The sequence below is a fragment of the Streptomyces shenzhenensis genome (assembly GCF_021462265.1).
GTDB lineage: Bacteria > Actinomycetota > Actinomycetes > Streptomycetales > Streptomycetaceae > Streptomyces > Streptomyces shenzhenensis.
The window spans coordinates 83,810-106,751 of sequence record NZ_JAJONF010000025.1 but is presented as its reverse complement, the minus strand read 5'-3'; the positions used below and the strand labels follow the sequence as shown (position 1 = coordinate 106,751).

The window sequence follows — 22,942 nt, the reverse complement described above, 5'->3', positions numbered from 1 at the left end:
TTGTGCCCTCGGGTCTGGCCACGGGGACACCCGGCGGCCGCAGGAGGCGGCTGATGACACGGCCGCCGGGGGCACCGAGTGATACTCGGCACATGGCAGCAACGGATCTTCACGCGCTCCTGAGGTCGCTCCTCGTCTGGTCCCCCGGGACCACCGAGCTACGGCCCTTCGACCCGGCGGCGGCTCCGGCGGCACCGCTCCCCCTCTTCACCACGTGGTTCGCGGAGGCGGTGGCGGCCGGCCAGCCGGAGCCGCACACCATGTCCCTGGCGACGACGGACGACGAGGGCCGGGCGGACGTGCGGATCGTGCTGCTGCACGGCGCGGACCCGCACGGCTGGTCCTTCGGCTCCCATGTGACCAGCCGCAAGGGACACCAGCTGAGCGCCCGCCCGTACGCGGCCCTGGCCTTCTACTGGCCGGTGCTGGGCCGCCAGGTCCGGCTCCGCGGGCCCGTCACCGCGGCTCCCTCCGAGGAGAGCCAGGCCGACCTGCACGCCCGCTCGACGGGCGCCCTGGCCGCCGCGCTCACCGGCCGCCAGAGCGGGCCCCTGTCCTCGCTGGAGGAGCTGCGCGAGGAGTCGGAGGCGGCCTGGGCACGCGCCCGCACCGACCCGGCCGCCCCCTCCCCGACCTGGACCCTCTACCGTCTGCGCCCCCAGGAGGCGGAGTTCTTCCAGGGCGACCCGGACCGGCGGCACGTCCGGCTCCGGTATGTCGCGGAGGAGGACGGCGGCTGGCGCAGACAGCTGCTGTGGCCGTGAGCGGCCGTCCTCACGGCGCCTGCCCGGCGAGGTCGTACACCGCCCAGTCGGCCACCGGCCGGTAGCCGATGCGCTGGTACAGCGCGTTGCTCGTCGGGTTCGCGAGGTCCGCGAAGAGCAGCACCTCGGCGGCGCCCGCGGCCAGCGCCGCCCGGCCGACCTCCGTGGTCACCGCCCCCGCGTAACCGCGGCCGCGCAGCTCCGGCGGGGTGTAGACGGGCGCGACCCGGACCTGGCCGGCGACCGCCAGGGTCACACCGGCCATGGAGACGGGGGTGCCGTCGGGCGTCTCCCAGAGGGTGACACCGCCGTACGAGAGCCGGAAGTCGGCCCACTCCCCGGCGTCCCGGCCGCCCCGCACACCCGCGTCGGCCACGAACCCCTCGTACCAGCGGATCAGCAGGTCCCGGTCGGACGCGCCGGCCGGACGCGCCCGGCCCTCCGGCGCCGGCGACGGGGCCGTCAACTCGGCCAGCCGGTAGAGGCGTTCCAGCTCGTCCAGCTTTCCCGGCAGCCCCGTCCGCCGTGCCCACTCCGCCACGAACGCCTCCGCCGTGGCGCGCTCGGCGGAGATCCCGCCCACCGGACGGCCGAGGGCGAGCAGGCGCTCGGCCAGCGCCTCGGTCTCGTCGGCCGTGAGGCGGGTGACGTTCAGGGCGTAGGGGGGCGTGTGGAGCAGCGTCGCGCCCACGCCGCCATCGGCGCGGGTCAGGAAGCCGAAGAACGGAGGGTCCTCGCCGTACGCCCGCGGACCGCGCCGCCGCAGCTGCGCCGTCACGGTGAGGTGGACGGTGTGCAGGTCCGGGCGGGAGTGGAGGAAGTCGGCGGCGTGGGCGAGGAATTCGTCGACGTCCGAAGTGAAGTGCCAGTCGGACCGGGTGATCTCAGAAGTCATGCTCGATGGTCGCGGAGGATCATCGTGCTCCGCACGTGAATTGACCGCGACACCTGCGCGGTGACAGCCGCGCCGTCGGCCGGCTCGTGGCCAGGCACGGCCGGTCGAGGCGTCGCGACGCGGAGACCGGCCGGGTGGTCCCGGAGCGTCGAAGGGGAGCCGGTCCGGAAGCAGGACGGCTCAGGAGGCGGACGGCTCGATCTCTCCCGCGAAGACGATGACCTGGTCGATGAGGCTCCGTCGCAGATGGACGACGTCCGTTCCGGTCAGGCGGGGGCCGCCGTCCGGCGTGCTGAAGACCCACTGGTACCGGGCCCACTCGTCAGGCATGTCCACCGCCGAGCAGCGCACCATCGTGCCGGTCCCCGCCGGGTGGCGCCGGATGTCCAGCACGAACCGCTCGACCGCCGCGATCCCTTCGCTGCGGCCCAACGGCCCCCAGAAGACCACGTCCGACGTCAGGGCCTGGGAGAGCAGCGCCGTCACATAGCTGTCGTCCGAGGCGTTGAACGCGGAGATGAACGTGTCGATCGCGGACCGCGCGGTCTCTTCCTGCATGCACCACTAATACCAGTCGCTTCGCGGAACGCGCCCGTCCCGTGCGCCGCCTTCCGGGCACGGTGGACCGTCCCGGTCACCGCATCGGCGTGATCCGCCCGCGTGCGGAGGCGGTCCCTGCTGTGCGCCCGCTCGTACGTGCCAGGACACAACTCCGGTGCGGTCGCCCGCCACCCGCTCACCGGCCCCGCGCCGGGGCCGCGGGCGCGACCGGGTCCGGGCTCGGGTCCGTGGCCAGGCGGGCGTGCAGGTGTACGTCGCGGAAGGCGTCCCGGCGGCCCGCCTCGAACATGGCGCCGCGCAGCGTCCCCTCGTACCGGAAGCCGCACGTCTGCGCTATGCGGCAGGACGCCTCGTGGCCGAGGGCATGCCCCAGCTCCAGCCGGTGCAGGCCGAGTTCGGCGAAGGCCCAGTCCGCCGCCAGGGCCAGGGCGTGGGTGGCGACCCGGCGGCCCCGCGCCTCGGGAAGTACCCAGTAGCCGACCCGGGCCGTCCGGAACGTGCGGTCGATCAAGTTGATGCCGATGTGACCGAGGGTCGCACCGCTCCGGGCGTCCGTGATCCGGAACGGCGCGCAGGTGCCGTCCGCCGCCTGCTTCCGCAAGCCGGCCAGGGAGGCGCGGGCGCTCGCGAGGTCGGTCACCTCGGCGAGCGGGGTGTTCCAGCGGCGGAAGTCCGGGTCGGAACGGGAACGCAGCCACGCCTCGACGTGGGCCTCCGCGTCCGGGTCCCAGCGGTCGAGCCGCAGGCCGTGGCCGTGCGGGGCGGCGTCGGGGCGGCGGGCGGCGGACTGTTCGTCGGTGAGGGCCATGGGGTCATTGAAACCCGCGCGCCGAGGAAGGGCCCAGCGGGTTTCCCCGCCGCCGGGCAGCGGCTGCCCGGTCGCCATGCGCCACCGGGCGGCGGCTCGGTGGGTGTCCGCGCTCTGCCGGGCGAGGGCCCAGCCAGTCGCCACGCGGCGCCGAGGGCGGTCCGGCGGCTTCCTCGGGCGGCTGCCCGGCCGGCCTCAGCGCGTCGGCGGCGCCGGGCGGAACACCGGCACCCCCTCCCGGAAGGCGACCTCCAGTTCCAGTCCGGCGTCCAGGGTCCCCGGGTCGGCGGCCACCAGCTCGGTCATCATGCGCGGGCCCTCGGCGAGGTCGACCACGGCGGGCACGTACGGGACGCGGTCACCGAACGGCGGGAGGTCGTTGCGGTGGACGACGGACCAGGTGTAGAGGGTCGCGCGGCCGGTCGCCCGCTCCCAGGTGACGTCCTCGCTCCAGCAGTGCGGGCAGAACTCCCGGGGGTAGTGGTGGGCCCGGCCGCAGGAGCCGCAGCGGCGGAGCAGGAGCCGGCCCTCGGCCGCGGCCTCCCAGTAGGGGCGGGTGAAGGCGTCCGGTTCGGGCCGGTCGTAGCGCGGAGGCTCGCCGCGTGTCCCGGCAGATCTCGTCGCATCCATGGACCTGACGTTACGTCAGATCCTGCGGGGCGGCCTAGATATTCTGCCCACGGAGGTTGGTGACGCAGTTCTCGACTGAGAGATCTTGAAATGGGTGAGGGCCTTCTGGCTCGGTGTGGACTGCGGCATCTACGCCGTACGGTCGGCCCGCGGACTCGAACGGGCCCAGCCACCGCACCTCCGTCTGTCGGACGTGCGGCCCCGTCGGCTCACATCCGATCGGCCCCGCGCCCACCACCGCGAACCGCGACCCGGTGGACCATCCCGGTCAGAGCACCAGACAGTCCGGCCCTGCCGTACCGTGTGGTGCAGATGCCGGACGGGGCGAACCGAACGGGCGGCCCGCGGACGGCTGTGGCCCGGTCCGTAGGCCGCTGAACGCTGGACCCGCGGAATCATGGAGGACGGTGGAAGACCAAGCAGCCCGTGAACCATCGGGCTCTGCATCCCCCGCCCCGGCGGACCTCGCACGCACGAGCCCGGTGTCCGCCGCAACCGCCCGGCTCCGCCAGCTGTCGCGATGGTGGGAATCACGCGCCCCCGCCGCCAGGGACCGCGTGTTCGCGCTCGGCGTCACTGTGCTGTCGTTCGTGGCGCCGCTGTCGCGGATCGGGGCGCAGTTCGGTGGTCTTCCCGCCCGGGACGCGTCCGTCGCGAGTGTCCTGCTGGCCCTGGGGCAGGCCCTGCCGCTCGCGATGCGCACCCGGTGGCCGGCCCTCTGTCTCGCGGTGGCGGGGACCTCGTTCGCACTCCACGAGTCCCTCGGCTGCCCGCCGACCTTCGCCAGCCTCGGCCTGTACGTCGCGCTGTACTCGGTGGGTGCCCACCAGGAACGTCTTCGGCGGGTCGTACCACTGGCGGCGACGGGCGGATACGTGGTCCTCTGCGTCGCCCTGCACGCGCTGGGATCGCCCAACGGCTTGACCGACTTTCTGGTCTACTACATGGCCCTGACGGCGATGTGGGCCCTGGGTGTCCTGGTCCGCGAGCGGCGGGGGCACGAGGCTGAGCGACGGGCCCGGTCCGCGCGGGTGGCGGTCGCCGCGGAACGCAGCCGCATGGCCAGGGAGTTGCACGACGTGGTGACCCACCATGTGACCGCGATGGTGGTGCAGGCCGGCGCGGCGCAGTATGTCGCCGAGTCGCCGGACCGCGTGGGCGAGGCCCTCGTCGCCATCAACGGCACCGGCCGCCGCGCGCTGGCCGAACTCCGTTTCCTGCTCGGCGTGCTGGAGGCGACCGGCGATTCGGCGTCCCGGACGCCGTCGCCGGGCCGGGTGTCCGACCTGGTGGAGCAGGCACGAGCGGGCGGCCAGCCGATCGAGCTGGTCGAGGACGGAGAGCAGCCGGACATGGCCGTAGGCGCCCACCTCACGGTGTATCGCGTCGTGCAGGAATCCCTGACGAACGCCGTGAAGTACGCCGCGGGCAGCCGAACGCTGATACGACTCGCGCACACCCCCGGCTGGACGGACGTCGAGGTCACCACCGCCGGGACGGCCGACGGCACGACCGAGTCCGCCGCCCTGCGCAACAGCGGCCCGCACGTCCCGGGAGGCCGGGGTCTGACCGGGCTGAGGGAAAGGGTGGAGATGCTGGGCGGCGAGTTCGCGGCGGGGCGCCGCTCCGAGGGCGGTTTCCGGGTGTACGCGCGCATCCCCACGGGAGGTGCCGTGTGAGTGTTCCGCCCTCCGCGATCCGGGTGCTGGTCTGCGAGGACCAGGCCCTCGTACGTACCGGCTTCGTCACGATCCTGTCCGCACAGCCCGACATGGAGGTCGTGGGGGAGGCCGTGGACGGCCGAGCAGCGATCCGGAGCACGGAGGAACTGAAGCCGGACGTCGTCCTCATGGACATCCGCATGCCCCTGCTCGACGGAATCGAGGCCACCCGCCACCTGGCCGGTCCCGATTCCCTCAGTCCCGCGAAGATCCTGGTCGTCACCACCTTCAACGTCGACGAGTACGTGTACGAGGCTCTCCGCGCCGGCGCCAGCGGCTTCATGCTGAAGGACGCCGCACCGCACGAACTGGTCAACGCGGTACGCACCGTTGCCCGTGGGGAGTCCCTCCTGGCCCCCGCCGTCACCCGCGCCCTGATCGGCCGCTTCGCCGAACGGGTACGTCCCTCCGCCGTCTCCGCGTCCCCGGAACGCGACCGCCTCAAGATCCTCGCCCCCCGCGAGCACGAGGTCCTCCTCCTCATCAGCGAGGGGCTGTCCAACGCCGAGATAGCCACCGAACTGGTCATCAGCCCCGAGACCGTGAAGACCTACGTCTCCCGCATCCTCACCAAACTGCACCTCCGCGACCGCGTCCAGGCAGTGGTTCTGGCGTACCGGGCGGGCGTGACGGGGCGCGGGGACCGAGCCTGACGGTCCGCTTCGGCAGGTGAGAGACCGTCAAGGCGTCGTCCTCGGAAGCGTTGTCCCCCGAGCGAGCTACCTGATGTGTCCACCCAGGGGTGAAGCGCGGCACGGGCGGCCGCCTGTTGACTCCGTGACTGTCAACGCAGCGGTCGGGCCGACGGTCCGACCGTGCCGAACAGCAGGAGGCCTATACCATGAGGATGACGCGCAGGTCCGGGAAGTCCGCATTTCCCGGTGGCCGCCGTGTCGCCACGGCCCTGGCCGTGGCGACGCTGGCCGGAACCGGGCTGGCCGCATGCGACGGGAACGCCGCGGACACGCCGCGGGCCCAGGTCGCCGGGCAGACCGCGGACTACGCCGGGATCGACTGGGGCACCTGCCCGGAGCCGGCCGGGGGAACGACCCGAAATCCTCGTCTGACCTGCGGGACGCTGAAGGTCCCGTTGAACTACCGCGATCCGAACGGCACGAAGATCGAGGTGGCGGTCTCGCGGCTGGCCACCGCCGAACCCGGGAAGCGGCGCGGCGTCCTGCTGCTGAACCCCGGCGGGCCGGCCCTGGGCGGTCTCTTCATGCCCGCAACCATGGCGGCCACGCTGCCGAAGTCCGTGCTGGACCGCTACGACCTGATCGGCTTCGACCCGCGCGGCGTCGAGCACAGCACGCCGCAGAGCTGCGGTCTGAAGGACCCCAGCGTGTCCGGGCTCTTCCCCTACCCCGCCGCGGACGGCTCGATCACCAAGAACGTGGCCCTCGCCAAGGCCGACGCCAAGACGTGCGCCGACACGGCGGGCGACCGGCTGCAGTACTTCAACACCGCCAACACGGCCCGCGACATGGACCGCGTCCGCCAGGCGCTCGGTGAGCGGAAGATCTCCTACTGGGGCCAGTCCTACGGCACCTACCTCGGAGCCGTCTACAGGTCCCTGTTCCCGGACCGGACCGACCGGATGATCCTGGAAGGCAACGTCGACCCCACCAGGGTGTGGGCCGACGAAGTGGCGGACCGCTGGGGCAAGGGCATGGCCGACCGGTTCCCCGACGCGGCCGCCGCAGCCGCGGCCCAGGACAGCACCCTCGGGCTGGGCAACAGCGTCGAGCAGGTCACCCAGAGCTACCTCACCCTCGCCGAGCGGCTCGACCGCGAGCCCGTCCCGGTGCCCGGCATGTCGCTGTCGTTGGACGGTCCGCTGCTCCGGACCGTCACCTACGGCATGCTCCTGCACAACGACACCCTCGCACCGCTGGCCCGTTTCTGGAAAGCCGCCGCCGACCTGGCCGACGGCAGCGCCACCGACGCCGACGACGCGGTTCTCCAGCAGATCCTCGCCGACACCCCGCCGGCTCCGGGTGTCCCCGAGGACAACCAGGCCACCATGTTCCTGGCTCTCGTCTGCGGCGACGCCGAGTGGCCCCACGACACCGACGGCTACGCCACCCGCACCGCTGCCGACCGCAAGGCGTGGCCCCTCACCGCGGGTATGCCGGCCAACATCTGGGCGTGCGCCTTCTGGAAGAAGCCGGCCGAGCGGCCTGTGACCGTGAGCGACGAAGGCCCGCGCAACACCCTGATCCTCCAGAACCGCCGGGACAACGCCACTCCGTGGGAGGGCGGCACAGGGCTGCACCAGGCCCTCGGCGGCAGTTCCGCCTTCGTCGGCGTGGACAACGGCGGGCACTACGTCTACGACGAAGGCTCCGCCTGCGCCGACAAGGCGACCGTCGGCTTCCTGACCACCGGCGACCTGCCGGGCAAGGACGTCTACTGCACCGACGTCGCGCCGAAAGAGTGATCCGGTGAGGCGAGCGCCCCTCACAATTGACCGGCCGCCGCGGGCGTGAGCAGCATCCGCCCGAAGGCGGCCGTGCTCGCGGGGCGTGCTCAGAAGACGAATGGCATCGGGCTCCAGCGCACCGGGGCCCGATGTCACGGGTCTTTCGCTTTTCGGCCCGCTTTCCGGCAGATGAGGTGGGCTACGTCACAAGTCCCGCCCACTTCCCCTACGGGTGTGATCAATCCGCAACCAATTCCGGTCTTGACCGAGACCCATCAACGTGAAGCGTGATTACGCTCGCGCTCATGGCCGTCTTCTCCTCCACCAGCTCGCCCGTGTACGTCATCGGCGCCGGCCCCGGAGGGCTCGCCGCCGCGTACGCGCTGCGGGCCCGGGGCATCCGCGCCGTGGTCCTGGAGAAGTCGGACGACGTCGGCGCGTCCTGGCGCCGTCACTACGACCGTCTCCACCTCCACACCACCCGGCGCCTGTCCGCGCTCCCCGGGCTGCCCATGCCCCGCCGCTTCGGCCGCTGGGTCTCCCGCGACGACGTGGTGCGCTATCTGGAGAAGTACGCCGAGCACCACGAACTGGAGATCGTCACCGGCGTCGAGGTCTCCCGCGTGGAGCGCTCGGCCGAGGGTGCCGGCTGGCTGCTGCGGGCTTCGGGCGGGCGGGAGCTGACCGGCTCCGCGGTGGTGGTCGCCACCGGCTTCAACCACACCCCGCGCATCCCCGACTGGCCGGGCCGGGACCGCTTCGGCGGGGAGTTCCTGCACGCCGGCGCGTACCGCAACGCCGAGCCCTTCGCCGGCCGGGACGTCCTCGTCGTCGGCGTCGGCAACACCGGCGCCGAGATCGCCGTCGACCTGACCGAGGGCGGCGCCTCCCGGGTGCGGCTCGCCGTCCGCACCGTCCCGCACATCGTCCGCCGCTCCACCGCCGGCTGGGCCGCCCAGTACAACTCCATCCTGGTACGACGGCTCCCGACGGCCCTCGTCGACCGGCTGGCCCGCACCATGGCCAAGGTCAGCGTCCCCGACCTGACCGCGCACGGCCTGCCCCGCCCCGACAGCGGCCTCTACAGCCGGGTGAAGCAGGGCGCCATCCCGGTCCTGGACGTCGGCCTCGTCGACGCGGTGCGCCGGGGGAAGGTCGAGATCGTGGCCGCCGTCGAGGGTTTCGAGGACGGCAAGGTCCTCCTCGCCGACGGCACCCGCGTCTCCCCCGACGCGGTGATCGCCGCGACCGGCTACGTCCGCGCCCTGGAGGGCCTGGTCGGCCACCTCGACGTCCTCGACGACCGCGGCCGTCCCGTCGTCCACGGCCCCCGCACCCCGAAGCACGCGCCGGGCCTCTACTTCACCGGCTACACCAACCCCATCAGCGGCAACCTCCGCGAGATGGCCCTCGACGCGGAGAAGATCGCGAAGGCCCTCGCCAAACGGCAGCGGACGGCGTAAAAGGCGTCAATCTCCCTACTCAGCACGCCTGTTGCCCATGTGACGCAGGCGACGGGAGCGGTTTGTTACCGGCGGTAGCGCCTGGGTGCGTCCGGGACCAGAATGTGAGCCCTGCTCAACTTTCCGGTTCCACCCCTCTCGCTCAGCACGGAGGACGCACGTGGCTCGTGAAAGACAGCTCTCCCGCCGTTCCCTGCTCGGCGGCGCCGCCGCCGGGGCCGTGGGCCTGACCGCGGTCTCCGCGGGCACCGCCGCGGCGGCCGCCTCCCGGACCGTCGACGTCGCGATCGTCGGCGGCGGCATCGCCGGCCTCACCGCGGCCCGCGACCTGGTGGCCGCCGGCAGGACCGTGGCCGTCCTGGAGGCCCGGGACCGGGTCGGCGGCCGGGTGGTGAACCTGAAGCTGGCCAACGGGGGTGTCACCGAGGGCGGCGGCGAGTTCATCGGCCCCACCCAGAACCGCATCAAGGCCCTCGCCGACTCCCTGGGCGTCGCCACCTTCACCACCTACAACACGGGCGACAACCTCCTCTACAAGGACGGCAAGCGCACCCCGTACGACACCAGCGGCCTGCTCGGCTCGGTCCCGCCGGTGGACGCGGCCGGGCTCGCCAACGCGGCGATCGTGCAGTCCGAACTGGACAGCATGGCCGCGCGGGTCCCGGTGGACGCGCCCTGGACGGCCGCCAAGGCCGCCGAGTGGGACAAGCAGACCTTCGAGAGCTGGCTGAACGCCAACGCGGTCGTGCCCTCCGCCAAGTTCCTGCTGGACCTGGCCTGCACGTCGATCTTCTCGGCCCAGCCCCGCGAGCTCTCCCTGCTCTACGTCCTCTACTACATCGCCGCCGCCGGTGACGAGTCCCACCCCGGCACCCTGGAACGCCTCACCGACACCGCGAACGGCGCCCAGGAGTCCCGTTTCGTCGGAGGTTCCCAGCAGGTCCCGATCAAGCTCGCGGCGACCCTCGGCGACCGGGTGGTGCTGAGCGCACCGGTCCGGTCGATCGCCAGGTCTGGGAGCGCGTACGTCGTCACGGCCGACGGCATCACGGTCAGCGCCACCCGGGTCGTGGTCGCCCTGCCGCCCCCGCTGGCCGCCCGGATCGCTTACGACCCGCTGCTGCCGGCCGCCCGCGACCAGCTCACCCAGCGGATGCCGATGGGCTCGATCGGCAAGGCCGTCGCCGTCTACGACACCCCGTTCTGGCGGGCCGACGGCCTCAACGGCCAGGCCGTCAGCGACTCCGGCACGGTCCGCTCGACCTTCGACAACTCCCCGCCGGACGGCTCCTACGGCGCGCTGATGGGCTTCATCGAGGCCGACGCGATGCGGGCGTACGACGCGGCGAGCGAGGCCGACGTCAAGGCCGCCGTACTGGCCGACTACGCCAACTACTTCGGCGACAAGGCCAAATCCCCCACCTCCTTCGTGCTGCAGCGCTGGGACAATGAGGGCTTCTCGCGGGGCGGTCCGGTGGCCTACGCACCGCCCGGCGTGCTGACCGAGTACGGGGCCGCGCTGCGCGAGCCGGCGGGCGGGATCCACTGGGCCGGGACGGAGACCTCGACGTTCTGGACCGGGTTCATGGACGGGGCGGTGCGCTCGGGCGAGCGGGTGGCGAAGGAGGTGCTGGCCGCCCTCGGGTGAGCCGGCTGGGCACTTCCGGCCGCTCCTTTGGCAACTTTGTGTGCAGAGCAGTTCCTGACGCAGTGTCAGTTCAGTAATCTGACACTGCGTCAGTTTATTGGGCTGTCACACAGGAGCGGGCGGAACGATGCTTGGATCAACCCACGGCACCCTCACCACCGACTCCCGCCGGGCCCGGGTCATCGCCTGCGGTGAGCAGCGTCCCGGTCCCGCCGTCCACGGCCGCGCGGCCGACACGGACGACGCGGACGCGCTGGACGTCAGCGGACGGCCGCTGCACGCGGACGTACCGGATCTGGACAGGTTCTTCCGCCCCGAGTCCGTCGCCGTGATCGGCGCCTCGGACGCCGAGGGGCGGCCCAACACCGGCATCACCCGGCAACTGCTCGACTGGGCGGGGCGGGTCGGGGCCCGGGTGCACCCGGTGCATCCGACCCGGCCGTCGGTCTTCGGCATCGCCTGCGTCCCCTCCGTCGCCGACCTGCCCGAGCAGGTCGACCTCGCCGTACTCCTGGTCGCCGACCCCCTGCCGGTGATCGAGGAACTGGCCGAGGCCAAGGTGAGGTTCGCGGTCGCCTTCGCCTCCGGGTTCGCGGAGACCGGCGAGGAGGGCGCGGCCGCACAGACGCGCCTGGCGGCGGCCGTACGGCGCTCCGGGCTCCGGCTGCTCGGTCCGAACACCAACCTCAACGCCTTCGAGCGCTTCCGCGACGACCTGGAGGGCCCCGCGATCGCCCTCATCACCCAGTCCGGCCACCAGGGCCGGCCGGTCTTCGCCGCGCAGGAACTGGGCATCCGCCTCTCGCACTGGGCGCCGACCGGCAACGAGGCCGACCTGGAGACCGCGGACTTCATCTCCTACTTCGCCGAGCGCCCCGAGGTCGGCGCCATCGCCTGCTACGTCGAGGGCCTCAAGGACGGCCGCGCCTTCCTGCTCGCCGCCGACCGGGCGGCCCGCCGCCGGGTGCCCGTGGTCGCCGTGAAGGTCGGCCGCACCGAGGCCGGCGCCCGCACCGCCGCCTCCCACACCGGCAAGCTGACCGGCGCGGACGACGTGGTGGACGCGGCGCTGTGCCAGTACGGCGTGATCCGCGTCGACGGCCTCGACGAACTCCAGGACACCGCCGCCCTGCTGGCCCGGGCGCGGGCGCCGCGCGCCGACGGGGTGGTCGTCTACTCCATCTCGGGCGGCACCGGCGCGCACGTCGCCGACCTGGCCTCGGGCCTCGGGCTGAAGCTGCCGGTGCTGTCGCCGCAACGACAGGCCGAACTGCACCAGTGGATACCCGATTACCTGAGCGTGGCCAACCCGGTCGACAACGGCGGACACCCGGTGGGCGACTGGCGCGGCCGTAAGATCATCGACTCGATCCTGGCCGACCCGGAGGTCGGGGTGCTGATCTGCCCGATCACCGGCCCCTTCCCGCCGCTCAGCGACAAGCTGGTCCAGGACCTGGTCGACGCGGCCGAGACGACCGACAAGCTGGTGTGCGTGGTGTGGGGCTCGCCGGTCGGCACCGAGGCCGCCTACCGCGACGTACTGCTCGGCTCCTCCCGGGTGGCCACCTTCCGCACCGTCGGCAACTGCCTCACCGCCGTCCGCGCCTACCTGGACCACCACCGTTTCGTGAGCGACTACCGCTCCCCCTTCGACGAGGCCCCGCGCACCCCCTCGCCCTCCTTCCGCAAGGCGCTCGCGCTGATGCGGCCCGGGCAGCAGCTGAGCGAGCACGCGGCGAAGCAGCTGCTGCGCGCGTACGGCATCCGGGTGCCGCGCGAGCAGCTGGTGACCAGCGCGGCGGCGGCCGTGCGCGCGGCCGGGCTGGTCGGCTACCCGGTGGTGATGAAGGCGTCCGGCGGCCAGATCGCCCACAAGACGGAGCTGGGCCTGGTGAAGATCGGCCTGACCTCGGCCAGCCAGGTCCGGGACGCGTACCGCGACCTGACCGACATCGCCCGCTACGAGGGGGTCGCCCTGGACGGCGTACTGGTCTGCCAGATGGTGGAGCGGGGCGTGGAGATGGTGGTGGGAGTCAGCCACGACGACCTGTTCGGGCCGACCGTGACCGTGGGGCTCGGCGGGGTGCTGGTCGAGGTCCTGCACGACGCGGCCGTACGCGTGCCGCCGTTCGGCGAGGAGCAGGCCCGGGACATGCTCGCGGAGCTGCGCGGGCGGGCCCTGCTGGACGGGGTGCGGGGCCGGCCGCCGGCCGACCTCGACGCGCTCGTCGAGGTGATCCTCCGCGTCCAGCGCATGGCCCTGGAACTGGGCGACCAGCTCGCCGAGCTCGACATCAACCCGCTGATGGTGCTGGAGCAGGGCCAGGGCGCGGTGGCGCTGGACGCGCTGGCGGTGTGCCGCTGATGGACACCGTCCGGTACGTGATCGCGGAGCGGGTCGCCCACCTCACCCTCAACCGCCCCGACGCCCTCAACGCCCTCACCCCCGACCAGCGCGACCACGTCATCCACCTCCTCGCCGAGGCCTCCGCGGACCCCGGGATCGGAGCGGTGGTCGTCACCGGCACGGGCCGCGGCTTCTGCACGGGCGCCGACCTCCGCGGCACCACGCCGACCGGCACCACGGCGACCGGCACCACGACAACCGGCACCACGACGGCCGAACGCGCCCCCGGCCCCACCACGGCCGAACGCATCCCCGGCGACGTGGCCCGCACCATCCGGCTCGGCGCCCAGCGTCTGATCGCCGCCGTCCTCGACTGCGAGAAGCCGGTGATCGCGGCGGTCAACGGCACGGCCGCCGGCCTCGGCGCGCACCTCGCGCTCGCCTGCGACCTGGTGCTGGCCGCCGAGTCGGCCCGGTTCATCGAGGTGTTCGTACGACGCGGCCTGGTCCCCGACGGCGGCGGCGCCTATCTCCTGCCCCGCCTGATCGGCCCGCACCGCGCCAAGGAGCTGATGTTCTTCGGCGACGCCCTCTCCGCACCGGAGGCCGAGCGCCTGGGCCTGGTCAACCGGGTCGTACCGGACGAGGAGCTGCCGAAGGCGGCCCGCGAGTGGGCGGTCCGCCTGGCGAACGGCCCGACCCGTGCCCTCGCGCTGACGAAGCAGTTGGTCAACGCGTCCCTGGACACCGACCGGGCGTCCGCCTTCGCCGCCGAGGCCGCCGCCCAGGAGATCAACATGACGACCCGGGACGCCCAGGACGGCGTACGGGCCTTCGTGGAGCGCAGAAGCCCCGACTTCCAGGGCCGATGAGACCGGTTTCAGGGCCGGTGACGGCGATACCCGGGCCGCGTCCCTTCCCATCTGACGACCCGTCACCTTCAATGGAGGGGTGATGGGACACGCAGGGGCGGCCGCGGCCGCCGTCCGTTATCTGAGGTCGGTCCCCGGGGCGGGGCCCGTGGAGGCGCTGCCGCGCCCGGAGTTGCGGTGCGTGCGCGCGGACGAGCGGGCGCCGGTCGAGCAGGGGGAGTTCCGGCGTGTGCTCGGGAACTTCGCGACCGGGGTGACCGTGATCACCGCACCGGCCGCCGAGGACGAGCCCTCCCCGGCCGGTTTCGCCTGCCAGTCCTTCTCCTCCCTCTCCCTCGACCCGCCGCTGGTCTGCTTCATGGTCGGCCGTACGTCGGCCACCTGGCCGCGCATCGCCCGCGCCGGCGTCTTCTGCGTCAACGTCCTCGGCGCGGGGCAGGGCGAGCTGTGCCGCGCCTTCGCGGTGAGCGGCGCGGACAAGTTCACCGGCGTCCCCTACGACGCGGCCCCGGTCTCCGGCTCCCCCCGGCTGACCGGCGCCGCCGCCTGGATCGACTGCGCGGTCCACGCGGTCCACACCGGCGGCGACCACCTGATCGTGGTCGGCCGGGTGACCGCCCTGGGCGAGGACCCGGACCGGGCACCGCTGCTGTTCCACAGAGGCCGCTTCCGGTAGCCGGTCGGGGCCCTGCCCTGGCTAGGCCGGCAGGGGTCCGGCCGCGACCGCCGGGTCTCCCGCCACGGCCACCGGCCGCCGCCGGATCAGCAGGGCCATCAGGGCGGCCGCCGCGCACAGGGTGCCGGAGAAGTACCAGACCATGTCGTACGAGCCGAAGACGTCGCGGGCGACGCCACCGAGCCAGGCGACGAGGGCCGCGCCGATCTGGTGGGAGGCGAGGACCCAGCCGAAGACGATGGCGCTGTCGTCGCCGTACCGCTCCCGGCACAGGGCCAGGGTGGGCGGGACGGTGGCGACCCAGTCGAGGCCGTAGAAGATGATGAAGAAGATCATCGACGGGCGGACGGCCGGCCCCAGCAGCATCGGCAGGAACAGCAGGGAGATGCCGCGCAGGGCGTAGTAGACGGCGAGCAGGCGGCGGGCTTCGAAGCGGTCGGTGAACCAGCCGGAGGCGATGGTGCCGACGACGTCGAACACGCCGACGACCGCGAGCAGCGAGGCCGCCGTCGTGACGGGGAGGCCGTGGTCGTGGGCCGCGGGCACGAAGTGGGTCTGCACCAGGCCGTTGGTGGACGCCCCGCAGATCGCGAAGGTGCCGGCGAGCAGCCAGAAGGGCCCGGTGCGGACGGCGGAGAACAGGACCGTGAGCGCGCGGCGGGCGGCCCCGGTGACCGGCGCCGGCTTCGGCACGAACTCGGTGGCGCCGTACGGCTTCTGGCCCACGTCGGCCGGGTGGTCGCGCAGCAGCAGCCAGACGAAGGGGACCACCGCGAGGGCGGCGAGGGCGACGGTGACGGCGGCCGGGCGCCAGTCGTACGTCTCGACCATCCAGGACAGCAACGGCAGGAAGATCAGCTGGCCCGAGGCGGAGGCGGCGGTGAGGATGCCGCTGACCAGGCCGCGCCGGGTGGTGAACCAGCGGTTGGTGACCGTGGCCGCGAAGGCCAGAGCCATCGAGCCGGAGCCTAGGCCGACCAGCAGCCCCCAGCAGAGCATCAGCTGCCAGGCCGCCGTCATCCACACGGTCAGGCCCGAGCCGACCGCGATCACGGTCAGGGCGACGGCCACCACGCGCCGTATGCCGAAGCGGTCCATCAGCGCGGCCGCGAAGGGCGCGGTGAGCCCGTACAGCGCCAGATTGACGGAGACTGCCGCGCCGATCGTGCCGCGCGACCAGCCGAACTCCTGGTTGAGCGGGTCGATGAGCAGGCCGGGCAGGGAGCGGAAGGCGGCCGCGCCGATGATCGTGACGAAGGTGACGGCGGCGACGAACCAGGCACGGTGGACGCGCGGTGCGCGGATCGGCTTCGAGTCCTCGGCGGGGGCGGCTTCGGTTGTCTGGGTCACGCCATACAGCGTGGGCCGGCGGCTTCGCTCCATCGAGTGGCCCGAAGGACAGCCTTCGCTAGGATCGGGCCATGAGCAGTGAATCCGGCTTCCGTCCGCACCGCGTCGTCGTCCTCGCCCTCGACGGCCTGCTCCCCTTCGAGCTGGGCATCCCGCACCGCATCTTCGGCCGCCCCAAGGACGCCCGGGGCCGGCACCTGTACGAGGTCGTGACCTGCTCGGTCCGGCCGCCGGGCCCGGTCGAGACCGACGCCGACTTCGCGATCCACGTGCCGAACGGCCCGGAGACGCTGGCCACCGCCGACACGGTCGTCATCCCGGCGTCGTACGAGCTGGGCCCGGTCTTCGAGGAGGGCGTCCTCACCCCCGAGCTGGCCGCCGCCCTGGCCCGCATCCGCCCCGGCACCCGGCTCGCCTCCATCTGCACGGGCGTCTACGTGCTCGCCGCCGCCGGCTACCTGGACGGCCGCCCCGCGACCACGCACTGGGCCGAGGCGGACCATCTGCAGCGCCTGTTCCCGCGGATCGAGGTGGACGCGGACGTCCTCTTCATCGACGACGGCGACATCCTCACCTCCGCCGGGGTGGCCGCCGGCATCGACCTGTGCCTGCACATGGTCCGCCGCGACCACGGCACGGCCGTCGCCAACGACGTGGCCCGCCGTACCGTCGTCCCCCCGCACCGCGACGGCGGCCAGGCCCAGTACATCCACCGCCCGGTCCCCGACCCGCAGGTCGCCACCACCACCGCGGCCCGCACCTGGGCCCTCGGCCGCCTCCACGAGCCCCTCCAGCTGCGCGACATGGCCGAGCAGGAGGCCATGTCGGTACGGACCTTCACACGCCGCTTCCGCGAGGAGACCGGCATCAGCCCCGGCCAGTGGCTCACCCAGCAACGCGTCGAACGCGCCCGCCACCTCCTGGAGTCCACCGACCGCTCCGTCGACCAGGTGGCCCGGGACGCCGGCTTCGGCACCGCCCAGTCGATGCGCCAGCACCTGCAGGCAGCACTCGGCGTCACCCCGACCGCGTATCGACGCACGTTCCGGGCGGGGGCGGCCGCGGCGTCACCGGCGCCCCGCGCTGACCTTCCACCAGGGCGGTCACGCACCAGGAGCACCGGGGCCGGACGCGTCGTCACCGGAAGGTGAGCACCCCCCGCGCCACCCGCCCCGCCTCCGCGTCCGCCCGTGCCTTCTCGAAGTCCTCCACCGGGTAGGTCTCGGTCACCAACTCGTCCAGCAGCAGACTGCCTTGGCGGTACAGCCCGGCGTAGAGCGCGATGTCGTGCTGGGGCCGCGCGGAGCCGTACCGGCACCCCAGGATGGACTTGTCGAGGAACATGGAGGCGACGACGAAGGACGCCTCGGCGGTGGCGGCGGGCATGCCGAGCAGGACGGCCTGGCCGTGCCGGTCGAGAAGGTCGACGGCCTGCCGGACCAGTTCGACCCGGCCGACGCACTCGAAGGCGTGGTCCACCCCGGTCGGCAGCAGGTCCTTCACGGCCTGCGTCGAGGTCAGGAAGTCGGTCGCGCCGAACTGCCGGGCCACCTCCTCCTTGGCCGGGTTGGCGTCCACGGCCACGATCCGCAGCGCGCCCGCGATCCGCGCCCCCTGGATGACGTTGAGTCCGATCCCACCGGTGCCGATGACCAGCACGGTGTCACCGCGGTCGACGCGGGCGCGGTTCAGTACGGCACCCACCCCGGTCAGCACCCCGCACCCGATCAGGGCCGCCGACGTCAGGGGGATGTCCTTGGGGATCCGTACCGCCTGCACGGCCTTGACGACCGTCCGTTCCGCGAAGGCGGAGTTGCACGCGAACTGGTACACGGCCCTTCCGCCGCGCGTGAACGGCTTCTGCGGCCGCCCTATGGCCTTACGGCACATGGTCGGCCGGCCCCGGTCGCAGTCGGCGCAGGCACCGCAGTTGGCGAGCGTGGAAAGCGCGACATGGTCGCCCGGCGCCACATGGCTGACGCCCACACCTACCGCCTCCACCACACCCGCGCCCTCATGCCCGAGCACCACAGGAACGGGGAAGGGTATGGTCCCGTCCACCACCGACAGATCGCTGTGGCAGAGCCCGGCGGCCGACACCGCGACCAGGACCTCACCCGGCCCCGGCTCCCGCACCTCCAGATCGTCGACGACCTGCACCTGCTTGCCGTCGAACACGACCCCACGCATCACGACTCGACCCCCTTCGGTTCCCTCGGCAGACCGAGCACGCGCTCGGCGATGATCGTGCGCTGGACCTGGTCCGAGCCGCCGTAGATGGTGTCGGCCCGGGAGAAGAGGAACAGGTGCTGGGCGGGGTCCAGTTCGTACGGCGCGGCGGCCGACCAGCCGGCCGGGCCGACGCTCGCGGCCGCGCCCCGCACCAGCACGGCGAGCTCACCGAGCCGCTGGTGCCAGCCGCCCCAGAGCAGCTTGGCCACACTGGGCGCACCGGGCCCGGCGGCGGAGTTCCCGAGCGTCCGCAGGGCGTTCCACCGCATCACCCGCAACTCCGCCCACTGCCGCACCAGCCGCTCCCGTACGACGGGGTCGTCGACGGCTCCGTTCTCCACGGCGTCCCGCACCACCCGCCCCAACTCCGCCGCGAACCCGATCTGCTGGGCGAGCGTGGACACCCCGCGCTCGAAGCCGAGCAGGCTCATGGCGACGCGCCAGCCGTTGCCCTCGCCGCCGACCACGTGCTCCGCGCGCGCGTGCGCCCCGTCGAAGAAGACCTCGTTGAAATCGCTGGTGCCGGTCATCTGCCGGATGGGGCGGACCTCGATGCGGCCCGGCTGGTCCATGGGCACCAGCAGGAAGCTCAGCCCGTGATGGCGCCGCGAGCCGGGCTCGGTCCGGGCGAGCACGAAACACCAGTCGGCCTCGTGCGCGAGCGAGGTCCAGATCTTCTGGCCGACGACGCGGTAGCCGTCCGCCTCCCGTACGGCGGAGGTGCGCACACCCGCGAGGTCCGATCCGGCGCCGGGCTCGCTGTACCCCTGGCACCACAGCTCTTCGCCCCTGGCGACGGGCGGCAGGAATCGCGCCTTCTGCTCACCGCTGCCGTGCGCGAGGAGCGTCGGGGCCAGCAGGTTCTCCCCGATGTGCCCGGAGCGGGGCGGCGCGCCCGACCGGGCGTACTCCTCGGCCCAGGCGACCTGCTGCGTGAGCGTGGCCGTCCGGTTCCCGTACCCCCCCTCCGCCCAGCCGAGCCCGATCCACCCGGCGGCCCCGAGCGCACGCTCCCAACTCCGCCGGTCCACACCGCTCTCGACGTGCGCGTCGAGCCACCCCCGCACTTCCCGGCGAAACTCCTCGTCCTCCGGCGCAAAGCCGAACTCCACGGTGACCTCCAAAGACGCTTCGGGGTTACGGCCGTACGAAACCCGCCGGACACCACCGCCGTGGCAGATCGCCGTCCCGGCGGAGACAAAACCAGCGACCAGGGCTTGTCGACGCCGGCGCGAACAAGCAACCAAGGGGCGCGGGGAACTGCGCGAACAACCACGACGGCGCCGCACCCGCCCACAACCCGCCGCCCGCACAACCCGCACACGCAGACCCCGCCAGGAGCAACCCCCAAGGGGCGCGGGGAACTGCGCGAACAACCACGACGGCGCCGCACCCGCCCACAACCCGCCGCCCGCACAACCCGCACACGCAGACCCCGCCAGGAGCAACCCCCCAGGGGCGCGGGGAACTGCGCGAACAACCACGACGGCGCCGCAGCCGCGCACAACCCGCCGCCCGCGACGGCGAGCAGGCGCCCGGCCCACCCCCTCACGTGTTCGGCCGCTCCCCCGCCCGCGCGGCCGCCTCCATCGCCGCCAGCCGCGCCAGCATCGGCATCGGATCCGTCCCCACGCTCCCGGGCAGCGACTCCGCGATCCGTTCCGGCGTCCAGGAGCCCCCGTCGGCGTACGCGGCCCGCAACTCCCTCGGCTGGGCCCATACCGCGATCTTCGGCCCGGCCACCGTGTAGACCTGCCCGGTGACCCCCGCGTCCCGCGCCGCGTCCGAGAGCAGGTAGACCACGAACGCGGCCACGTCCTCCGGCTCGCCGATCTCCGTCAGCTCCGTCGGCACGCCCGCCGACATCCGGGTGCGGGCCACCGGCGCCACCGCGTTCGCGGTCACCCCGTACTTGTGCAGGCCCAGCGCCGCGCTCCGCACCAGCGAGATGATCCCGCCCTTGGCCGCGCTGTAGTTGGCCTGCGAGACCGAGCCCTGGTGGTTGCCGCTGGTGAAGCCGATGAGGGTGCCGGCGCGTTGCCCGCGCATCACCGCCGACGCCGCCCGGAACACCGTGAACGTGCCCTTGAGGTGGGTGGCGACCACCGGGTCCCACTCCGCCTCGGTCATGTTGAACAGCATCCGCTCGCGCAGGATCCCCGCCACGCACACGACCCCGTCGAGCCGGCCGTACGACGACAGCGCCGCGTCCACGACCCGCTGCCCGCCCGCCATCGTGGAGATGTCGTCGGCCACCGCGACCGCGTCCCCGCCCGCCGCCCCGATCTCCTTGACGACGGCCTCGGCGACCTCGCTCGTGGGGGAGGCGCCGTCGACCGCGACGCCGTAGTCGTTGACGACGACCTTCGCCCCGTCGGCCGCCGCCGCCAGCGCCACCGCCCGTCCGATCCCGCGCCCCGCACCCGTCACGGCGACGACCTTGCCTGCCAAGAAGTTCCCCACGCCCGGCCCCTTCCCGCGGTTTCTGACGGACCGTTAGATTTTATGTCCCGTCAGATGTGCGGACACAAGGCCTGGGGAGGACCCAAATGTCACTGCCGGCGTTGCATCCCGCGTTCCACGACATCGCCAAGCGCGTCAACAACTGGGGGCGCTGGGGCGCCGACGACGAGATCGGCACGCTGAACCTGATCACCGACGAGGTGGTGCGGGAGGCGGCGGCGACGGTGCGCACCGGCCGCCGTGTCCCGCTCGCCCTGCCCCTCCAACAGGACGGCGTGCAGACCGGGATGATCCCCGGGCGGGTCAACCCCCTGCACGCCATGGTGCAGATCAACCAGGAGCTCTTCGGCCCGGGCACCGTCGCGTGCAGCGACGACGCGGTGACCATGGGGCTGCAGGCCGGCACCCACTGGGACGCGCTCACCCATGTCTCGCACTCGGGGAAGCTCTACAACGGCCGCCCCGCGGACACGGTGACCGCGCACGGCGGTGCGCAGTTCAGCGGGATCGCCACGGCCCGGCACATCGTCTCGCGCGGGGTGCTGCTGGACGTGGCACGCGCGCGCGGCGTGGACCGGTTGGAGGGCGGCCACGCGGTCACCCCGGAAGACCTGGACGCGGCCGAGGAGTTCGCCGGGACGACCGTCCGCAGCGGCGACATCGTCCTCGTACGGACCGGGCAGGTGCAGGTGTACCTCGCCGGGGACAAGCACGGGTACGGCTACCCGTCGCCGGGCCTCTCGGTGCACGCCCCGGAATGGTTCCACGCACGCGACGTGGCCGCCGTCGCGAACGACACCCTCACGTTCGAGATCTTCCCGCCCGAGATCGAGGGCCTGTGGCTGCCCGTGCACGCCCTGGATCTCGTGGAGATGGGGATGCTCCAGGGGCAGAACTGGAATCTCGAAGAGTTGTCCACAGCCTGTGGAGAAACCGGCCGGTACGCGTTCCTGCTGTCGGCGATGCCCGAGCCGTTCGTCGGGGCGACGGGCACTCCGGTCGCCCCCGTGGCCGTCCTCTGAGCGCCGCCGGGCCGCGGCGGGTGCCACCCGCGAAAGCCGGTGTCACGCCCGAGGCGACGCGACACCGGCCCTCCCCCCATTCCCCCCTGTTCCCCCCTGCATCCGAACGGCTGCGCGCACCGGCCCGCCCCCAGCCCGGTCCCGCGCGCCGCCGTCCGGCTCGACCCACACTCGACAAGGGCGCCCGTCATCAAGTCCCTCGTCGTCCCCTCGCGGCGAATCGCAGACCTCAAGCGTGAGGACATGGTCACAAGGCGTCAACACCCGGGTGAAGCTTTACGACTTATGCCCCGATTCGTCACGGGCGCGCACGGATGCAACGCCGGGCGCATGGCCGCACAGCGGGGATCACACCGCCTCGAAGGCCAGCCCCTCACGCGAGGCCGACCCGCGCCCGTACGCCACCGCCGCGCCCTGCCGGGGCTGCGCACGCCGGTCGAGTTCGCACCAGATGCGCTTGCCCGCGCCCTCGGGGCTCCAGCCCCAGCGGTCGGCCAGCCCGTCGACGAGGGCTAGGCCCCGGCCGCCGGTGGCGTCGCCGTCGGCGCACCGCGGCACGGGCGCGCGGCCGCTGGCGTCGGCGACCTCCAGCCGTACCGTGACCGACTCCCCGGCGCCCGAGCGGTCCGTGCCCGGCAGCAAGAGCCGCAGCACGGCCGGACAGCCGGTGTGCACCACCGCGTTGGTGACCAGTTCGGAGACGAGCAGGATCAGGGTCTCGGCCAGCGGTTCGTCCGCCGCTATGCCGGACCCGGCGAGGCGCGAGCGCGCCCATCTCCTGGCCCGCCCCACCTCCGCGGGGTCGGGCCGGATCTCCAGCTGCACTTGAAGCACCTGCACCGCTCACACCATCCGAACCGGCGGACACATGAACCCGCGCCGAGCCGTCACCGCGGCGCGGGCCGCGGCGACGAGGACGGCGAGGGCCACGATCGTAGCCATTTTCTGCATGGCCAGAACAACGGCCAGAGCAAGGGTCACGGAACGTGATTCCCTTACGAGACAGCATGGTTGACGTACAGTCACCCCAACAAGCGCTTCGGGCATATTCCAGCGCGAAGGAGTACG

The 22,942-nt window shown here is 73.0% G+C and carries 21 protein-coding genes; 11 read left to right on the top strand and 10 right to left on the bottom strand.

Features of this window, described 5'->3' with window-relative positions; translation table 11 throughout:
* The first annotated feature begins 92 nt into the window (after nucleotides 1-92).
* Nucleotides 93-764 (top strand): pyridoxine/pyridoxamine 5'-phosphate oxidase, encoded by a 672-nt coding sequence (locus tag LQ326_RS28645; RefSeq protein WP_234541583.1) that lies wholly within the window; start codon nucleotides 93-95, stop codon nucleotides 762-764.
* A 10-nt stretch (nucleotides 765-774) separates the two neighbouring features.
* Here LQ326_RS28645 and LQ326_RS28640 read toward each other — a convergent pair whose 3' ends face one another.
* From LQ326_RS28640 to LQ326_RS28625, 4 genes are all read right to left on the bottom strand, one after another.
* On the bottom strand, nucleotides 775-1,659 hold the full coding sequence (locus LQ326_RS28640; RefSeq protein ID WP_234541581.1) for a GNAT family N-acetyltransferase: 885 nt from the start codon (nucleotides 1,657-1,659) through the stop codon (nucleotides 775-777).
* Nucleotides 1,660-1,839: 180 nt separating this feature from the next.
* Nucleotides 1,840-2,217 (bottom strand): nuclear transport factor 2 family protein, encoded by a 378-nt coding sequence (locus LQ326_RS28635; protein ID WP_234541580.1) that lies wholly within the window; start codon nucleotides 2,215-2,217, stop codon nucleotides 1,840-1,842.
* Nucleotides 2,218-2,395: 178 nt separating this feature from the next.
* The gene (locus LQ326_RS28630) at nucleotides 2,396-3,028 is read right to left on the bottom strand and encodes a GNAT family N-acetyltransferase (RefSeq protein WP_234541579.1); all 633 of its coding nucleotides are present in this window, start codon (nucleotides 3,026-3,028) and stop codon (nucleotides 2,396-2,398) included.
* 195 nt (nucleotides 3,029-3,223) lie between these two features.
* Complete coding sequence (locus LQ326_RS28625) at nucleotides 3,224-3,658, bottom strand: Zn-ribbon domain-containing OB-fold protein (protein WP_234541577.1); 435 nt, start codon at nucleotides 3,656-3,658, stop codon at nucleotides 3,224-3,226.
* A gap of 482 nt (nucleotides 3,659-4,140) precedes the next feature.
* Here LQ326_RS28625 and LQ326_RS28620 point away from each other — a divergent pair, with 482 nt between their 5' ends.
* The 8 genes from LQ326_RS28620 to LQ326_RS28585 all read left to right on the top strand — a co-directional run bounded on the left by LQ326_RS28620 (nucleotide 4,141) and on the right by LQ326_RS28585 (nucleotide 14,807).
* Complete coding sequence (locus tag LQ326_RS28620) at nucleotides 4,141-5,337, top strand: sensor histidine kinase (protein ID WP_234541576.1); 1,197 nt, start codon at nucleotides 4,141-4,143, stop codon at nucleotides 5,335-5,337.
* Nucleotides 5,334-6,032: a response regulator gene (locus LQ326_RS28615; RefSeq protein ID WP_234541572.1), complete on the top strand. Its 699-nt coding sequence runs from the start codon at nucleotides 5,334-5,336 to the stop codon at nucleotides 6,030-6,032. The genes LQ326_RS28620 and LQ326_RS28615 overlap by 4 nt, the downstream gene beginning before the upstream one ends.
* 188 nt (nucleotides 6,033-6,220) lie before the next feature.
* Nucleotides 6,221-7,819, top strand: coding sequence for an alpha/beta hydrolase (locus tag LQ326_RS28610; protein WP_234541571.1), 1,599 nt, complete (start codon nucleotides 6,221-6,223; stop codon nucleotides 7,817-7,819).
* Between the two features lie 287 nt (nucleotides 7,820-8,106).
* A complete protein-coding gene (locus LQ326_RS28605; protein WP_234541570.1) occupies nucleotides 8,107-9,264 on the top strand; it encodes a flavin-containing monooxygenase in 1,158 nt (385 codons plus the stop codon).
* Between the two features lie 160 nt (nucleotides 9,265-9,424).
* Nucleotides 9,425-10,912 carry a flavin monoamine oxidase family protein gene (locus LQ326_RS28600; protein ID WP_234541567.1) on the top strand — a complete coding sequence of 496 codons (1,488 nt, stop codon included), beginning with the start codon at nucleotides 9,425-9,427 and terminating at the stop codon, nucleotides 10,910-10,912.
* A 127-nt stretch (nucleotides 10,913-11,039) separates the two neighbouring features.
* Entirely contained in the window at nucleotides 11,040-13,277 is a 2,238-nt protein-coding gene (locus LQ326_RS28595; protein WP_234541565.1) for an acetate--CoA ligase family protein, read from the top strand.
* Nucleotides 13,277-14,131 carry an enoyl-CoA hydratase/isomerase family protein gene (locus LQ326_RS28590; RefSeq protein WP_234541564.1) on the top strand — a complete coding sequence of 285 codons (855 nt, stop codon included), beginning with the start codon at nucleotides 13,277-13,279 and terminating at the stop codon, nucleotides 14,129-14,131. The genes LQ326_RS28595 and LQ326_RS28590 overlap by 1 nt, the downstream gene beginning before the upstream one ends.
* 82 nt (nucleotides 14,132-14,213) lie before the next feature.
* Nucleotides 14,214-14,807 (top strand): flavin reductase family protein, encoded by a 594-nt coding sequence (locus tag LQ326_RS28585; protein ID WP_234541562.1) that lies wholly within the window; start codon nucleotides 14,214-14,216, stop codon nucleotides 14,805-14,807.
* 21 nt (nucleotides 14,808-14,828) lie between these two features.
* On the opposite strand, the gene LQ326_RS28580 is transcribed toward LQ326_RS28585, so the two are convergent.
* Nucleotides 14,829-16,157: an MFS transporter gene (locus LQ326_RS28580; RefSeq protein ID WP_234541560.1), complete on the bottom strand. Its 1,329-nt coding sequence runs from the start codon at nucleotides 16,155-16,157 to the stop codon at nucleotides 14,829-14,831.
* A gap of 71 nt (nucleotides 16,158-16,228) precedes the next feature.
* Between LQ326_RS28580 and LQ326_RS28575 the strand changes: the two genes are divergently transcribed.
* Entirely contained in the window at nucleotides 16,229-17,308 is a 1,080-nt protein-coding gene (locus tag LQ326_RS28575; RefSeq protein ID WP_234541558.1) for a GlxA family transcriptional regulator, read from the top strand.
* Here the strand turns inward: LQ326_RS28575 and LQ326_RS28570 are convergent.
* From LQ326_RS28570 to LQ326_RS28560, 3 genes are all read right to left on the bottom strand, one after another.
* The gene (locus tag LQ326_RS28570; protein ID WP_234541723.1) at nucleotides 17,295-18,347 is read right to left on the bottom strand and encodes a Zn-dependent alcohol dehydrogenase; all 1,053 of its coding nucleotides are present in this window, start codon (nucleotides 18,345-18,347) and stop codon (nucleotides 17,295-17,297) included. The two genes, LQ326_RS28575 and LQ326_RS28570, sit on opposite strands and share 14 nt — an antisense overlap.
* Nucleotides 18,347-19,501: an acyl-CoA dehydrogenase family protein gene (locus tag LQ326_RS28565; RefSeq protein WP_234541554.1), complete on the bottom strand. Its 1,155-nt coding sequence runs from the start codon at nucleotides 19,499-19,501 to the stop codon at nucleotides 18,347-18,349. The genes LQ326_RS28570 and LQ326_RS28565 overlap by 1 nt, the downstream gene beginning before the upstream one ends.
* A gap of 436 nt (nucleotides 19,502-19,937) precedes the next feature.
* The gene (locus tag LQ326_RS28560; protein ID WP_234541551.1) at nucleotides 19,938-20,852 is read right to left on the bottom strand and encodes an SDR family NAD(P)-dependent oxidoreductase; all 915 of its coding nucleotides are present in this window, start codon (nucleotides 20,850-20,852) and stop codon (nucleotides 19,938-19,940) included.
* An 86-nt stretch (nucleotides 20,853-20,938) separates the two neighbouring features.
* Here LQ326_RS28560 and LQ326_RS28555 point away from each other — a divergent pair, with 86 nt between their 5' ends.
* Nucleotides 20,939-21,874 carry a cyclase family protein gene (locus tag LQ326_RS28555; RefSeq protein WP_234541549.1) on the top strand — a complete coding sequence of 312 codons (936 nt, stop codon included), beginning with the start codon at nucleotides 20,939-20,941 and terminating at the stop codon, nucleotides 21,872-21,874.
* Between the two features lie 348 nt (nucleotides 21,875-22,222).
* Here LQ326_RS28555 and LQ326_RS28550 read toward each other — a convergent pair whose 3' ends face one another.
* Together LQ326_RS28550 and LQ326_RS28545 are read right to left on the bottom strand one after the other, a co-directional pair.
* On the bottom strand, nucleotides 22,223-22,699 hold the full coding sequence (locus LQ326_RS28550; protein WP_234541721.1) for an ATP-binding protein: 477 nt from the start codon (nucleotides 22,697-22,699) through the stop codon (nucleotides 22,223-22,225).
* Between the two features lie 18 nt (nucleotides 22,700-22,717).
* A complete protein-coding gene (locus LQ326_RS28545; RefSeq protein ID WP_234541546.1) occupies nucleotides 22,718-22,855 on the bottom strand; it encodes a hypothetical protein in 138 nt (45 codons plus the stop codon).
* Nucleotides 22,856-22,942: the final 87 nt, after the last annotated feature.